Consider the following 14,431-nt stretch of genomic DNA (forward strand, 5'->3'; position numbering starts at 1 on the left):
CACGCAAGAATGGAAGATTTGTCATCCAGACTGAGTCCTAGGCTTCATCTCAACCGGCGGTGGTGAACGGTTTGAATGTGTGATGCATATCCAGATTTTTTATGTGGTTTTTCTGCTAGGTTCAGGGTTCGACCAACACGAAGGAAGCTGGACACATGATTCAGACACATGAAATCGAGCAGATGTGTGTGGTGGCCAAGGGCCCCAACCACGGCCCGGCCCCCATACCGCAAGAGGGGCAATGGATTAAGGTCAAGGAGGTCAGCGATGTCTCCGGCCTGACTCACGGCGTGGGCTGGTGCGCACCGCAGCAGGGCGCCTGCAAGCTGACACTTAATGTGAAGCAGGGGATCATTCAAGAGGCGCTGGTTGAAACCATCGGTTGTACTGGGATGACCCATTCGGCAGCCATGGCGGCGGAAATCCTGCCGGGCAAGACCATTCTGGAAGCACTGAATACCGATCTGGTCTGTGATGCTATTAATGTCGCCATGCGTGAGCTCTTTTTGCAAATCGTCTATGGCCGTAGTCAGACGGCCTTTTCCGAAGGCGGGCTCCCCATCGGCGCGGGTCTGGAGGATCTGGGCAAAGGGTTGCGTAGCGTGACAGGAACTATGTATGGTACCAGCGCCAAAGGCGCTCGCTATCTGGAGATGGCCGAGGGTTATGTCACCAAGCTGGCATTGGATAGCGACAACGAGATCATCGGATACCAGTTCGTCCAGTTGGGGGTGATGATGGATCAGATCGCCAAGGGGATGGATGCCCAGGAGGCACTGACCAAGGCAACCGGAACCTATGGCCGCTTTGCCGAAGCGGTCAAAGTCATCAACCCACGCAAGGAATAAGGAGTCGTCCATGGCTTTGTTTGAAGGATATGAAAGACGGATCGCCCAGATCTCCTCGTTTCTTGCGGCCAATGGCATTGCCTCGCTGGAAGAGGCCGAGCAGTTGTGTCTGGCGCGTGAGGTGGATGTGCGAAAGATCGTCAAGTCCATCCAGCCGATTGCGTTTGAAAATGCCGGTTGGGCCTATTTGGTCGGTGCTGCGGTGGCTATCAAGCGAGAGCAGACCAAGGCCGCCGATGTGGCTATCACCCTCGGTGAGGGGCTGCAATCGTTCTGCATTCCCGGCTCGGTGGCTGATGATCGACAGGTCGGGGTTGGTCATGGGAATTTGGCCTCGATGTTGCTGCGTGAAGAGACCGGTTGCTTTGCCTTCTGTGCCGGACACGAGTCCTTTGCTGCCGCCGAAGGTGCCATAGGGCTGGCCCGCTCGGCCAACAATGCGCGCAACCAACCATTACGAGTTATTCTGAACGGGCTGGGCAAGGATGCCGCATTGATCATCTCGCGGGTCAATGGCTTCACCTATGTCGAGACCCGGTTTGACTATGCCACGGGTAAGCTAGCCATCGTCAGGGAGAAAGCCTACTCCGCTGGCGAGCGCGCCGCTGTGCGCTGCTATGGCGCGGATGACGTGCGTGAAGGGGTCGCCATCATGCATCAGGAGCGAGTTGATGTAGCCATCACCGGCAACTCAACCAATCCGACCCGCTTCCAGCATCCGGTCATGGGGGTCTATAAGAAAGAGCGATTGTTGGCGGGCGAAAAATTTTTCTCGGTTGCGTCGGGTGGCGGAACAGGACGAACCTTACACCCTGACAACATGGGAGCGGGACCAGCCTCCTATGGCATGACCGACACCATGGGGCGTATGCACTCCGATGCCCAGTTTGCCGGTTCCTCCTCGGTGCCTGCCCATGTGGAGATGATGGGGCTGATCGGAATGGGGAATAACCCCATGGTTGGCGCTTCGGTGGCTGTGGCCGTGGCTGTCGAGCAAGCACTGAAGTGACGGCTACCGGACACCCACCTTGGTCTGGGTGGGTGTCCGCCTTCCTCATTTCGCCCTTCTCTCCCCAGCGTCGTCTGGAGTACTCGACTAATCGCTACATATGGTCATGGCGACGTGGGCTTCTCAAAAAATGTGATTGTGGTAACATCTTCCGCGGAGATGGCATTCCTCCGTTTCAGAAACCGCCTTAATTGAAGGCTGATGATGCCTACATCAATTCCTGAACTTGATAGGAAGGTGTAGTTGCATCCGCATGCTTTCTATTTCGTTCAGGGCAATGAATTTTTCATTCCATGGACTGATATGAAGCATAAACATCGCTATAGACAGCTTGATGCGTTACCCGGTATCGAGCTGCTTCCTTACTTGGCCAAGTGGCTCATTCTCTCGACGCTAGTCGCTATCCTCGCCGGTTCGGCATCCGCTCTGTTTCTCTTTGCCTTGGAGTGGGCAACCCAGACCCGTCTTGGTCATCGCGAGCTGATCTGGTTGTTACCCCTGGCTGGTTTTGGGGTGGGCTGGATCTACCTGAAGGTTGGTCAACAGGTCGAAGCCGGTAACAACCTGTTGATCGACGAAATCCATGATCCCAAGAAAGTCATTCCGCTACGCATGGCTCCTTTGGTACTAGGGGCGACCGTAGTCTCTCATCTGTTTGGGGCTTCGGTGGGGCGTGAAGGAACCGCCGTGCAGATGGGCGGCGCTTTGGCCGATCAACTGACACGCGTATTCGGGCTCTCCCGCGATGCGCGACGCGTCTTGTTGATGGCAGGGATCAGCGCCGGTTTTTCTTCGGTGTTTGGTACCCCGCTGGCCGGGGCCGTCTTCGGGCTGGAGGTCCTGGCGATAGGACGGATGCGATATGATGCCATCCTGGCCTGCTTTGTCGCCTCGATTGTGGCCGATCAGGTTGGGTTGTGGTGGGGGATCCAGCACACCCACTACTTCATCCCTTCTGTTCCAGAAGTATCGATTTGGGGGATCTGCGCCATGCTAATCGCTGGAGCCATCTTCGGCCTGACCGGAAAACTGTTCTCTATTTTGACCCATGGCTTGGGCAAAATATTCAAGCAAGTGGTGCCCTTCGCGCCATTACGTCCATTGCTAGGCGGCTTGGTCATCGTATCTCTGGTCTGGTTTTGCGGTGGGGACAAGTACCTGGGCCTAGGCATTCCTACCATTGTGGATACGTTCCGTCAGCCGCTCCCCTCTTATGATTTCATCGCCAAGCTGGGTTTTACGGTGAGTTCGTTAGCTAGTGGTTTCAAGGGTGGAGAAGTCACACCACTCTTTTACATTGGGGCCACATTGGGTAATGCTCTGGCTCCAATCCTGAATATGCCCTTTCCGCTGCTGGCAGGCGTCGGTTTTGTGGCTGTTTTTGCAGGCGCGGCCAATACGCCCCTGGCATCTACGTTCATGGCCGTCGAGCTCTTCGGTGCAGAGATGGGGGTCTATGCCGGGATCGCCTGTGTCGTTAGCTATCTCTTCTCGGGATATGCCAGCATTTACCGTTCACAGCGAGTCGGCTCGCCCAAGCACGTCCCGATGCCTGAGAATATCAAGCTGGCGGACATCCCTGACTATCGAAAGGAGCGAGCCTTCTCTGCTCATTATCTTGTGATTTCCCAGAGAGTCTCCAAATGAATAAGTTAGCTGCTGTCCGCCTCTATTTCCCACATGCGGCACATGCCCGCCGATCCAAGTTCTGGCATCGCTTGCTGCCGCCATCTCTGGGACACTTTTTGCTCAAGTCGGCCCATCGAGCCGGTATTCAGCAAGTGCTGCATCACAGCGTTCATGCTGGATATTTGCCGGGGAATAAACTCAGTGTTCGCACCCCCGAGGTGAGCGCTCCTCACCATCCAAGTTGTATTGAGCTCATCGACATCGAGCACAAACTGCGGGATTTTATCCAGCAACATGCTGAAGAGCTAAAGCAAGTTCGCGTGGTCTTGCATCGTTGTGAGCTATTGGAATCGATATCGGGAGATTAGCCGTTTCATTGGGGGCCGACAAACAGGTGAGCGGAGTTTGCTTTTTGATTGGGAATACATCGTGGTGGATGATCTGAGCTTCCTTCGATGCCAACTGACCACAACCTGTTCCAGGCCCCTAGTAACACCAGATAAAAGACGCAGCCAAATTGACATCAAGGATGAACAGATGAACTTTTTAGGAATGCTCCAACAATTACCAAGGACAGTGTGGCTCATTGGTGCCATCAGCCTGATCAACGACAGTGCCAGTGACATGCTTTATCCCCTCATCCCTCTCTACCTCACCTCGGTTCTGATGGCGGGGCCAAAGTCGCTGGGCTTGATTGAAGGGATAGCTGAGGCAACGGCCAGCTTGTTAAAGCTCGGCTCGGGTCTGCTCTACGACCGGACGCAGAAGGCCAAACCCTGGCTCTTGTGGGGATATGGTATGGCGGGCCTGGTGCGTCCTCTGATTGCTTTTATTGGTAGTTGGCCTTGGTTGTTGGTGATCCGCTTTGCCGATCGCGTTGGCAAAGGGCTTAGAGCCTCGCCGAGAGACGCCTTACTGGCGAATGCCGTGAAGAGTGAACAACGGGGGCTTGCTTTCGGATTACACCGGGCGATGGATAACGCCGGAGCTGTTATCGGGCCGTTAGTAGCGGCATTGCTGCTAGGGGCCGGTTTATCGCTCAAGAGCATTTTCCTGTTGGCATTTCTTCCTGCGATGCTGTGTCTGTGGCTGGCAAGTCAAATCAAAGAGCCGCCCATCGCACCGTCGCCTTCAAAGATTAACTGGTCATGGCGGATTGCGGCTCTGCCGAGGGCGTATCGTTATTACCTGGCCATCGTCGCACTATTTACGCTGGGTAACTCTTCCAACATGTTTTTGTTGATGCGAGCTCAGGAGCTTGGTGTCACTCAAGCCCATATTCCACTTCTTTGGGCGGCGGTATCTGCCGTTGCCACTCTATTCTCAACACCATTGTCCGCCTTGTCGGATAAATATGGCCGTATCGGTATGTTGACGTGCGGGTACTTAGCATACGGCTTCGTCTATTTGTCTTTGGGGTTTATTCAGACCGATGGTGTTGCACTATTCGTACTCTTTGCCCTGTATGGCCTGTTCATGGCTGCCACTGAAGGGGTGGAGAAGGCATTAGTTGCGGATATCGCGCCCAAGGAAACCCGAGGAATGGCTTTTGGTTGGTTCAATCTGGTGTGTGGGGTGATGTTATTGCCCGCGTCATTAATCTTTGGCTGGTTGTATCAGAGCTATTCGCCAGCGGTCGCGTTCAGCTTTTCAACCGGATGCGCCATAACCGCAGCATGCCTACTCTTGGTGCTAAGACCATCCCTAGTTCGGCTAAAAAATTAACGTTCAACTGTTTGCTGTAGTCGGCACTAGAGACATGATCAAGTAAGAGCGATTACCCAAAGAATAAATCCCTAGCCCGTTAAGGCTAGGGGGTTAACATCATCTATACAGTGCCGCGATCAGCGCCTCAATCTCAGTCAATCGCTTCTTGGCCTTCACGCTCTGGAACAGTTTACGGCAGGATCGCAGCTGTTCCGGTTCGCTGAGGGGATAGCTCTTGATGGCCGGGATGAGCTCAGGGATCCGCCGTACAATCAACCGACCTAACCGGGCCTTCTCCTGGCGCGTTGCCAATCGTCCATTGAGTTTGTACGCGTAGAATCCTGGGCCGATGTGGACATGTTCAAAATCTTCGCCGAAAACAAACATCAATGCGTCGTTTATCTTGTCGTCAAACTGACGCAAATCTATTTGTTCACGATATTTAAGACTCACAAGTTCGTTGGCCTGATAGAAATCATGAATTGAATTTTTGATTAAGCTGAATAAATTCGACATATGCACTCCTTATTAGTTAGGTTAAATGTGCTCCTATGCCTAATCAGTTATCAATTCTTTATCCCTATCAACTCAGCTCCTCTTGTTGTTGCCGTTGAATTGAAATATACGCCAATGAATTATTCAAAGTAAACACCTTTAAACAAATATTTCCATGATTTAAATAACCCTCGCGCGCGTAGGTTGGTTTATTTAATTAACGAGAAATGCAGAATAAAACGCTCACACTAAACTAATCACCGGAATATCAGACAAGATAAATATATATAAATCACTTGATAACCCATGACCATTTCGGCATGGGAAACCAAGGAGAATATATATATGTCTGAATTATCATTATTTGATGCAATTGGTGAAGGCAAAACGGCGACGCAGGATTATCTTGATACTCTGTCTCGGGCTTTGCTGCGTCATCATCAACTGGTCAAAGCCATTCGCATCTACGGTCGTTATGTACCGGAGTCACTGCCCATGCCCGGTTTACCGGTACTGGTTGCCGTGTTTAACCACACCAATGTCTATGCCTTGCACCAACTCCCCTCCTCTCAGATAGGGCAGTTGGTGTTGTCCATTGCCTCGTTCTCCGGTCAGGCCACTCATGATGTCGAGTCCGGGGTGTTTGAAGAGGTCTGGAACATGGGAGCCAGCAGCTTTACCACCGACAGCGCCGAGCAGGCGGTGTACTGGTTGCCGTTACCGGAGAGCTGGATTGCTCTGGACGGCTCGCAGTCGGTGTTGAATGACAAGGCTCATCCGGTGTTCAAGCTGTTGCACGTTACCGGTCGCGATTCCGGTCCGGTCGTGGATATCAGTGACGGTGTGGTGAGCCTGGCGCTGGAGTCTGAATGGGATGGGGAGTGGGCCGCATGACTGATATCAACCGCTCCTCGTTGCTCTCCAAGCTCAAGCATATCAAGGGCATGAAGTTACTGGTTGAGCAGGCTGTCCTGCTTTACCTGTTGATGACCGACGAGCAAACGCCGATGTGGGTCAAGACGATTGTGGTCAGCGCCCTCGCCTACCTGTTGTGCCCGGTCGATGCGATACCGGACTTTCTGCCCGGTGTCGGTCTCACCGATGACTTAGGGGTAATCAGCGGTGCCATTGCCTCGCTAGGCAGTCACATCCATCAAGGTCATCGCAGCAAAGCGGCTGACTTCTTCAAGTAATCCATTCACAAGGAAAATCATCATGACTAAAGCCACTCAACCGGCAGCGGCGGCTGCTCCGGTCTGGACTGTTATTAAATCGGCCAAGGCTCCGAAGATGAGCGCTCGGGCCAATGGTCTTTTGCACTACGAGGTCGGTAAGAACGACGAGGGGCGTTATGCCCTGCGCATTACTGCCAACGACACGGGCGGCCTGTTCAGCAAGCACTGGTTATCTCTGGATGACATTCTGGCGCTGTTGGATTTGCTCAAGGATGCGCCCTTTAAATCGGTAGCCCTCAAGGCGTTGTTTGTTCGTGGCAGTGCCAACAACCACGGTTTTCTGGCTGCCGTTCTACGAGCTGAGAAGCTGTTGCTTGCTGCCGAGCCTAACTCCCCCTTCCATCGGATTGGGTTGTCATTGAGCGACTGGTTAACTCAGCTGGGTGAACCGGTGTCTATGGATAAACCGACTCGCAAGGGAAAGGCCAAGGGCCAGAAGGGACAAGAGACCCCGGACAGTGCCACAGGTAACGAACCATGCGATGAGCCCTCGTTTTTGGAAACAACCAATAACGAGGCCAGTTTGTCAGACAAGATGGATGAGAGCGGGGCCGATTCTGAAACCGAAACCGGTAACACGGCGGCCAGTGAGGAGACTCACCAATGAATCACCGTGACCCAATCCATCACCAAGGCCCAATCAATAACCGTGACATAGCACTGAGCTGGCAGGGGTTGCCCCTGCCGGTTTCATCAAAGTTCGCGGTATGTCTGACTGACCTACTGAACACCCACAAGCCCACATGGCAGCAAGCTCGTGCTGTGACGATGAACTTTCGTGACCCGAGCTATGGCCCGGAGAGTGGTGGTTTTCATCCGGTGGAAATCCGTCTGCAACGCCGAGGAAATCTATGGTCCTTGGTCTATATGACGGACTTCTCCTATGTCGGCATGGGGGATTATGCGGAGCTGGCCAAGGAGGTGGACTTTGATTTCTCAAGCCAGGAAGGGTTGGTTGCGCATGTTCATGTCGTGCCGCTGTCTGAGCTGCATGAGTTCTATGCGCTGTGGGAGAGCAACTTCCTGAGTTACCTGTCACTGGGCGTCTACACCCTAACCCTCTCGTGTGAATAATCCCCCTGTTATTCCCGCAAATTTCACGGGTTCACGGGGTTGAGATGGAAAAGCCCAATCACTCCAAGGGAAAAACCGGCCCCGTTACCCCCCGTTCGTGCGGGGCGGACACGGGGCGCAATCTCAATTTGCGGGGCAACCCGGTCACATCAATATCCCACCCACTATTCCCGCAAATTTCGCGGGTTCACGGGGTTGAAATGGAAAAGCCCAATCACTCCAAGGGGAAAACCTGCCCCGTAACTCCCCATTTTTGCGGGGCAGTCACGGGGCGCGGTCGGTTTTTTACGGGAGCGCACCGGATATCGACCGGAGCAGCCATGTCACCTGCCACTGTTTGCGCGTTGCCGTCGTGCCAAGCCATGCAGGCCAAGGCGCGATGAGCAACGACCACCTCGACAGCCAAGCCAGGAACAAGGATTAGACCTCCTCGTTCCCGTGTTTGGCTGTTATCTCCAACACTTACCAAGCCTATGCGGAGGGTACGATGAACGATTCACCGACTCGTTTTAAATTCACTAACCGGCGCATAGCCGAGTTACCACCAAATCCAGAGGATGCCAGAAGCACCGAGGCGGAGTATTCCGATATCGAAGTCACCGGTTTGCGCTGTCTGGTCGGCAAGGGCGAAGGCCGTCGCAAGTTCCTGCTGCGATATCAGATGCATGGCCGTAAACGGGCGATTGCTCTGGGACACTACCCAGCCATCGATGTCAGCACCGCTCGCAAGCTGGCGCTGGATTACAAACGTAAGATTGCCGAGGGTGTAGACCCACAACAAGCCAAGGAAGATAAGCGTAATCAGAAGACCCTGAGTCATCTGTTTCAAGAGGACTATCTGCCTTATCTCCAGATGCGTAACCGGAGCTGGAAGACCGACGAACAACGCTTTCGCATCCACCTGCGGCCCCTGTTCGGCAACCTACTGCTAGAGGAAATCACCGTCACCCGAATCCAGAACATGCAGCAGATGTTATTGAAGCGACTCACCACCGCCACGGCCAACAGGGTGCTGTCACTGCTCAAGGCCATCATGACCTGGGCATTTCGTGCCGGACTCATCAAAGAGAATCCAGCCATCTTGGTGACCCTGCTTAGGGAGAACAATCGACGGGAGCGCTACTTCACCCCGGATGAAATCCGTCGTTTGTTCCGAGCGGCTGACCAACATCAAAGTTTCTATACCGGCCAGTACGTGAAGATGCTGTTGCTCACCGGTTTACGCCGAGCCGAACTGGCCGAGGCTAAATGGCAACACTACAACAAGGAGGAGAAGACCCTATACATTCCCCACACCAAGAACGGTCACAGCCGGATATTGCATCTGAACCATATGGCGGTGGACTTGCTCAACTACTTGCCCGTTCGCCCCGGAAACCCCTACCTGTTTCCCGGCCATCGAAAAGGTAAACCCCTGCAAAACCCCACCAAGGGTTTTCAGAAAATGCTGGCTCGGGCTGGTATTGATAAAGAAGGCGTCTGCCTGCACACCTGCCGTCACTCGGTCGCCGCCTTGATTGTCTCCAACGGCGGCACCTTGTTTGATGTGCAGTCCCAGCTCGGGCATAGGAGCAGTCAAACCTCCCTGCGTTATGCCCACTTGCATGACACTCGGATGCAACAGACCAGCCAACGGATAGCCAACTGCATCCATGATGCACTGACCCACAATCCGCCCCCGCAACTGCCACAACCCGAAGAGGCCGAATGGGAGCAGGCCAGCTAGCAACGTCGGTATCTCACGGCTGGGTGAGATACCGACATCATTGCCTAGCCCGCAGAATCATCTTTGCGAGGCACGCCCGCCCCCAACTGCGTAATCGCTCTTTCTTGACTATGTAATTGCATTGTGTTTGACCACTTAATCGCATGTGCTTGACCAAGGGATAGTTGAGCTCAGATCGTAAGTAGTGATGGCAGCTAGCTGCTTGGTTTTATTTGATGCGGCGCACATTTTTCTTTACCATGCCCCTGTTTTGTAACCCGATGGATGATGATCCCCCTGTGACTGTAACGCCGCCTTAATCTGCACCTCCCTCCTGGAATCGGTCCCTTGCGCCCGGTTCGACCATATCAATGTCTGTTCGATCAGGCGTTGTGTTTTTGTATGTCTACACCCTGTGAACTGACACTATCCCCACGATGCTCTTATCGTCAGTGGGTCGACGTCGCTATTTAAAAAAGGATGAAATTCATGCTACTAGCATCCACACGCCAGGATTGGCTGGGTAACAAACGAGGCGATATTCTCGCGGGCTTGGTGGTCGCGCTGGCACTGATCCCCGAAGCCATCGCGTTTTCCATCATCGCCGGAGTAGATCCGAAAGTGGGCCTCTATGCCTCCTTCTGTATCGCGGTGGTGACCGCCATAGTCGGTGGGCGTCCAGGCATGATCTCGGCGGCAACCGGCGCCATGGCGTTGCTGATGGTGACCCTGGTCAAAGAGCATGGCCTGCAATATTTGCTGGCCGCCACCCTGCTCACCGGATTATTCCAATTGCTGGCGGGGTATCTCAAGCTGGGCAGCCTGATGCGCTTTGTCTCCCGCTCCGTGGTAACCGGCTTTGTCAACGCGCTCGCCATTCTGATTTTTATGGCGCAGTTACCCGAGCTGACCAATGTCAGCTGGGTGGTCTATGCCATGACCGCCGCCGGATTGGCCATCATCTACCTCTTCCCCTTGATCAATAAAACCATCCCGTCGCCGTTAGTCTGCATCTTGCTGCTGACCGCCATCTCAATCGGGTTTGGCCTGGATATTCGAACTGTCGGCGATATGGGTGAGCTGCCGGACACCTTGCCAATCTTCCTGTGGCCCGAGGTACCGCTCTCCTGGCAGACCCTGATGATCATCCTGCCCTACTCGGCGGGTCTGGCCGTGGTGGGTCTGCTGGAGTCGATGATGACTGCCACCATAGTGGATGATTTGACGGACACCCCAAGCGACAAGAACCGTGAGTGCAAGGGTCAGGGGATTGCCAACCTGGTTGCGGGGTTATTCGGCGGCATGGCCGGTTGCGCCATGATTGGCCAGTCGGTCATCAACATCAAGTCGGGTGGCCGGGGCCGCCTGTCGACCCTGGTAGCGGGCGTCATGTTGCTGCTGATGGTGGTATTCCTCAGTGATTGGGTCTCGCAGATCCCCATGGCGGCCCTGGTGGCCGTGATGATCATGGTATCGATCGGTACCTTCTCTTGGCAGTCGCTGCGCAATCTGAAAACCCATCCGGTATCAACCAGTTGCGTGATGGTAACGACGGTCGTTGTCGTGGTTTTCACTCATAATCTGGCCTTCGGCGTCTTTGCCGGAGTGCTGCTGGCGGCGATGTTTTTTGCCAACAAGATTGCCCATTTCCTGCTGGTCAGCAGCGAGCTGGACGCCGAGGGTACCACCCGGTGCTATACGGTCAAAGGCCAGGTCTTCTTTGCCTCCTCCCAACGCTTTAGCGAGCACTTCAATTTCAAAGAAGTGCTGGAGAAGGTGGTCATCGATCTGAGTCATGCCCATTTTTGGGATATCACCGCCGTCAGTGCGTTGGATCGGGTGGTGATCAAGTTCCGTCGGGAAGGAGCCGAAGTTGAGCTCATCGGCATGAACGAGGCCAGCGCCACCATTGTCGACCGTTTCGGCATCCACGATAAGCCCGAAGAAGTTGAAAAACTGATGGGCGGCCATTGAGCCAGAGGAATTTAAGATGATGAAAGAACAGATTATTGCCTGTATCGATGGATCTAACTGCACGATGGCGGTCAGCCAATGGGCTGCTTGGACTGCGGATCGTTTAAATGCGCCATTGAAATTACTGCACGTATTAGAGAAAAACGCCTCTGCCATAGCAACTGATGACTGGTCTGGCAGTATTGGCATCGATAGCCGAGAAGAGTTGCTTGCTGAATTAGTTCAGTTAGATCAGCAACGTAGCAAGCTGGCACAAGAGCAAGGCAAACATATGCTTTCCCTGGCCAAGCAACTGGTGATGGCTCATCAACCAGTTGCAACCGCGATAGTTCCTAAAATCTCGCAACGTCATGGGGATCTGCTCGATGCGCTAACCGATTTAGAACAAGAAACTCGGCTCATTATTATGGGCAAGCAAGGGCAACTGAGCACAAAATCACATAGTCAGGTTGGCAGTCAGTTGGAAAGTGTTGTGCGAGTGATGCACACCCCCATTCTGGTCGTTCAAGCTGACTTTAAAGCGCCAAGCAGAGTGATGGTCGCTTATGATGGGAGTGAAACGTCACGAAATATTCTCTCTCGATTGACGCTTAGTCCTCTATTGCACGGTTTAGACTGCGACTTAGTCATGGTCGGTGGAGCCAGAGAACAGTTATTTGGTGCGCAAACCATGCTGCAAGCTGCCGGTATCGATGTTGAAATACACATTCTGACTGGTGATGTTGAAGCTGCATTGAAAAACCATATCGAAAAGCGCCATATCGACTTACTAATCATGGGTGCCTATGGGCATTCTAGACTTCGTCAATTTCTTGTTGGAAGTAATACAACTAGACTATTGAATCACAGCTCGATACCGGTACTAGTGTTGCGCTAAGAATAACAAGGCCGTGACAATACTTGGCTCTCCGTCGCGGCCTTGTTACATCCACAATCAATGACCAATTCAAATGCATCCCCGGATGTCACTGAATCGACACGAGTAATTAAGACCCCTCCCTACCACTCTCGGTATCTCACCCTACAGTGAGATACCGATCCTCGCTGTTTAGCTGCCCGACAACCGGTTTTAACTCGTCCTCCTCACAAACAGCCACAGCTTGTCCTGACCAGCCTAACAGGCCTGCTCACTCGCTTCTCACCGGCTGATAACAAAACCCCTCCCCTGATAACAAAAGCCCATCGTCAATGACGGCTTTTGCGAAAAACTTCCCGCTATCGCAGACATCCCCCTCCCTACAGAGGTACGGGTTGGTAGATCAGAAAATCCTCCAAATCAATCCCGAACGACACTCATATCTCAAAAAATACGTTTCTTGAAATGAACAACTGAGATAGCATCTATTTCAAATAATGGAGAATTTGAGATGAACAAGATTGCCTTGCCCCCAAAAGACCGAATTCCCAACATCTTTAATCATATAAGTTCGACATGCCCCGATAAGTTCGGGGACTATCTGGAGCTGTTCTCTCCTGTGGATGGGAAAGGTCGTTACCTTCATTTTGATGAGTTGCAGTACAGATTACCGAAGGGCGTCGATCCTGCGCTAGCTTGGGCTGTTGTAAAGTTGGCAAGATTCAAGCATATCAGCACATTGATACTACTTGGATCGCCACAGAAACCATGTGGCTTTTACCTCACATCAACGATCCAAAAAGCCATCTCGGAAGCGGATAGGAATGCAACGAGCGCCGCTCTAGAGTGGATGACCAGTAAAATCGGGGAATCCAAACATTTTGAATATCTTTTGCATGACTTGGTTGAGGATGAAGCAATTAGCAGTAGCCAGCTTGAAGGCGCAGCCACAACGACCATAGTTGCCAAAGACTTGTTAAAAAGAAAGCGTAAACCAAGAACACCGGATGAAAAAATGATCTTGGGAAATTTCAAGATGATGAAATATGCCTGGGAGAACAAAGATAAAGAACTGTCATATTCTCTAATTTCGGAGCTGCATAAAATCGGAGTCGAGGGAATTGATGACGAAAAATATAGACCAGGAACATTTAGAACCACAGATGATGTTGAAGTTGTCGATGCGGAAGGTAATACGGTGCACACACCACCATCTGCCGATGGACTAAGAAAAAGGCTAAAATCGATCGCTGAGTGGGCTAATACAAATCATCATGACATAAATAGCAAAGACTATGTTCATCCACTGGTGAAAGCGATGACGCTTCACTTTTCAATTGGGTATGAACATCCTTTTTACGACGGCAATGGCAGAGTCGCTAGATCATTGTTTTACTGGTATATGTTCAAAAATGACTTTGCCGCATTCAGGTATATAGCAATCAGCGTGCTGTTAAAAGCTGCACCAGTTAAATACGGGAAGAGCTATCTATACACGGAAAGTGATGAAATGGACTTGACCTATTTCCTCGACTACCAGAGCAGCATAACGATAAGAGCAATCAACGAATTCAAAAACGCCTACAAGAAGACTCTAGACGATATCGAAGAATTCAACGGATGGCTATGGAACTCGGGCCTATACAAGAAACTATCTGATAAACAACAAACAGTATTTCAAGTTGCAAAAAGCGGCCTTGCTAAACACTTCACCATATCAAACACGAAAGATAATCTGGGCTGTTCATATAACACAGCTGCAACCGCTCTAAATGGGTTAGTAGACTTGAAACTATTCAAGAAGGAAAAGATTGGAAGAGAGTGGGTATATTCAATGCTCAGCACAAGCAAGATTAAAGAGCTATGGATAAAGTGATCCGTCGGCCATGACATCGGTAT

14 protein-coding genes and 1 riboswitch are annotated in these 14,431 nt (G+C 52.2%); of the genes, 13 read left to right on the plus strand and 1 reads right to left on the minus strand.

Annotation, left to right across the window (positions count from 1 at the left end; translation table 11 throughout):
* Nucleotides 1–155: 155 nt before the first annotated feature.
* The 5 genes from ACFOSS_RS07055 to ACFOSS_RS07075 all read left to right on the plus strand — a co-directional run bounded on the left by ACFOSS_RS07055 (nt 156) and on the right by ACFOSS_RS07075 (nt 5,211).
* A complete protein-coding gene (locus ACFOSS_RS07055) occupies nt 156–848 on the plus strand; it encodes an iron-sulfur cluster assembly scaffold protein (protein ID WP_377151481.1) in 693 nt (230 codons plus the stop codon).
* A gap of 10 nt (nt 849–858) precedes the next feature.
* The gene (locus ACFOSS_RS07060) at nt 859–1,857 is read left to right on the plus strand and encodes a GGGtGRT protein (RefSeq protein WP_377151482.1); all 999 of its coding nucleotides are present in this window, start codon (nt 859–861) and stop codon (nt 1,855–1,857) included.
* Between the two features lie 146 nt (nt 1,858–2,003).
* Nucleotides 2,004–2,075, plus strand: a riboswitch (Fluoride riboswitch).
* Between the two features lie 85 nt (nt 2,076–2,160).
* A complete protein-coding gene (locus tag ACFOSS_RS07065; protein ID WP_377151483.1) occupies nt 2,161–3,504 on the plus strand; it encodes a voltage-gated chloride channel family protein in 1,344 nt (447 codons plus the stop codon).
* The gene (locus ACFOSS_RS07070) at nt 3,501–3,854 is read left to right on the plus strand and encodes a hypothetical protein (RefSeq protein WP_377151485.1); all 354 of its coding nucleotides are present in this window, start codon (nt 3,501–3,503) and stop codon (nt 3,852–3,854) included. The genes ACFOSS_RS07065 and ACFOSS_RS07070 overlap by 4 nt, the downstream gene beginning before the upstream one ends.
* Before the next feature lie 61 nt (nt 3,855–3,915).
* Nucleotides 3,916–5,211 (plus strand): MFS transporter, encoded by a 1,296-nt coding sequence (locus ACFOSS_RS07075; RefSeq protein WP_377151486.1) that lies wholly within the window; start codon nt 3,916–3,918, stop codon nt 5,209–5,211.
* 99 nt (nt 5,212–5,310) lie between these two features.
* Here ACFOSS_RS07075 and ACFOSS_RS07080 read toward each other — a convergent pair whose 3' ends face one another.
* Nucleotides 5,311–5,709: a hypothetical protein gene (locus tag ACFOSS_RS07080; RefSeq protein ID WP_377151487.1), complete on the minus strand. Its 399-nt coding sequence runs from the start codon at nt 5,707–5,709 to the stop codon at nt 5,311–5,313.
* 324 nt (nt 5,710–6,033) lie between these two features.
* On the opposite strand from ACFOSS_RS07080, the gene ACFOSS_RS07085 reads away from it, so the two are divergent.
* The 8 genes from ACFOSS_RS07085 (at nt 6,034) to ACFOSS_RS07120 (ending at nt 14,408) form a co-directional block, all read left to right on the plus strand.
* Nucleotides 6,034–6,582 carry a hypothetical protein gene (locus tag ACFOSS_RS07085; RefSeq protein ID WP_377151488.1) on the plus strand — a complete coding sequence of 183 codons (549 nt, stop codon included), beginning with the start codon at nt 6,034–6,036 and terminating at the stop codon, nt 6,580–6,582.
* Nucleotides 6,579–6,881: a YkvA family protein gene (locus ACFOSS_RS07090; protein WP_377151489.1), complete on the plus strand. Its 303-nt coding sequence runs from the start codon at nt 6,579–6,581 to the stop codon at nt 6,879–6,881. Before ACFOSS_RS07085 ends, ACFOSS_RS07090 begins: the two co-directional genes overlap by 4 nt.
* A 22-nt stretch (nt 6,882–6,903) precedes the next feature.
* Nucleotides 6,904–7,530, plus strand: a complete 627-nt coding sequence (locus tag ACFOSS_RS07095) for a hypothetical protein (protein ID WP_377151490.1) — start codon at nt 6,904–6,906, stop codon at nt 7,528–7,530.
* On the plus strand, nt 7,527–7,997 hold the full coding sequence (locus ACFOSS_RS07100) for a DUF2787 family protein (RefSeq protein ID WP_377151491.1): 471 nt from the start codon (nt 7,527–7,529) through the stop codon (nt 7,995–7,997). Before ACFOSS_RS07095 ends, ACFOSS_RS07100 begins: the two co-directional genes overlap by 4 nt.
* A 487-nt stretch (nt 7,998–8,484) precedes the next feature.
* A complete protein-coding gene (locus ACFOSS_RS07105) occupies nt 8,485–9,723 on the plus strand; it encodes a tyrosine-type recombinase/integrase (RefSeq protein WP_377151492.1) in 1,239 nt (412 codons plus the stop codon).
* Between the two features lie 468 nt (nt 9,724–10,191).
* Complete coding sequence (locus ACFOSS_RS07110; RefSeq protein ID WP_377151493.1) at nt 10,192–11,676, plus strand: SulP family inorganic anion transporter; 1,485 nt, start codon at nt 10,192–10,194, stop codon at nt 11,674–11,676.
* Between the two features lie 16 nt (nt 11,677–11,692).
* The gene (locus ACFOSS_RS07115) at nt 11,693–12,553 is read left to right on the plus strand and encodes a universal stress protein (protein ID WP_377151494.1); all 861 of its coding nucleotides are present in this window, start codon (nt 11,693–11,695) and stop codon (nt 12,551–12,553) included.
* A gap of 490 nt (nt 12,554–13,043) precedes the next feature.
* Nucleotides 13,044–14,408 (plus strand): Fic family protein, encoded by a 1,365-nt coding sequence (locus ACFOSS_RS07120; RefSeq protein WP_377151495.1) that lies wholly within the window; start codon nt 13,044–13,046, stop codon nt 14,406–14,408.
* Nucleotides 14,409–14,431: the final 23 nt, after the last annotated feature.

Source organism: Pseudaeromonas sharmana (assembly GCF_042649925.1).
In the GTDB taxonomy this organism is placed as follows: Bacteria; Pseudomonadota; Gammaproteobacteria; order Enterobacterales; family Aeromonadaceae; genus Pseudaeromonas; species Pseudaeromonas sharmana.

Excerpts from the sequence above, each read along its gene's own strand:
- ACFOSS_RS07085 (WP_377151488.1), top strand. The coding sequence starts at position 6,034 with ATGTCTGAATTATCATTATTTGATGCAATTGGTGAAGGCAAAACGGCG.
- ACFOSS_RS07120 (WP_377151495.1), top strand. The coding sequence starts at position 13,044 with ATGAACAAGATTGCCTTGCCCCCAAAAGACCGAATTCCCAACATCTTT.
- ACFOSS_RS07090 (WP_377151489.1), top strand. The coding sequence starts at position 6,579 with ATGACTGATATCAACCGCTCCTCGTTGCTCTCCAAGCTCAAGCATATC.
- ACFOSS_RS07105 (WP_377151492.1), top strand. The coding sequence starts at position 8,485 with ATGAACGATTCACCGACTCGTTTTAAATTCACTAACCGGCGCATAGCC.
- ACFOSS_RS07115 (WP_377151494.1), top strand. The coding sequence starts at position 11,693 with ATGATGAAAGAACAGATTATTGCCTGTATCGATGGATCTAACTGCACG.
- ACFOSS_RS07065 (WP_377151483.1), top strand. The coding sequence starts at position 2,161 with ATGAAGCATAAACATCGCTATAGACAGCTTGATGCGTTACCCGGTATC.
- ACFOSS_RS07100 (WP_377151491.1), top strand. The coding sequence starts at position 7,527 with ATGAATCACCGTGACCCAATCCATCACCAAGGCCCAATCAATAACCGT.
- ACFOSS_RS07110 (WP_377151493.1), top strand. The coding sequence starts at position 10,192 with ATGCTACTAGCATCCACACGCCAGGATTGGCTGGGTAACAAACGAGGC.
- ACFOSS_RS07060 (WP_377151482.1), top strand. The coding sequence starts at position 859 with ATGGCTTTGTTTGAAGGATATGAAAGACGGATCGCCCAGATCTCCTCG.
- ACFOSS_RS07095 (WP_377151490.1), top strand. The coding sequence starts at position 6,904 with ATGACTAAAGCCACTCAACCGGCAGCGGCGGCTGCTCCGGTCTGGACT.
- ACFOSS_RS07055 (WP_377151481.1), top strand. The coding sequence starts at position 156 with ATGATTCAGACACATGAAATCGAGCAGATGTGTGTGGTGGCCAAGGGC.
- ACFOSS_RS07080 (WP_377151487.1), bottom strand. The coding sequence starts at position 5,709 with ATGTCGAATTTATTCAGCTTAATCAAAAATTCAATTCATGATTTCTAT.
- ACFOSS_RS07070 (WP_377151485.1), top strand. The coding sequence starts at position 3,501 with ATGAATAAGTTAGCTGCTGTCCGCCTCTATTTCCCACATGCGGCACAT.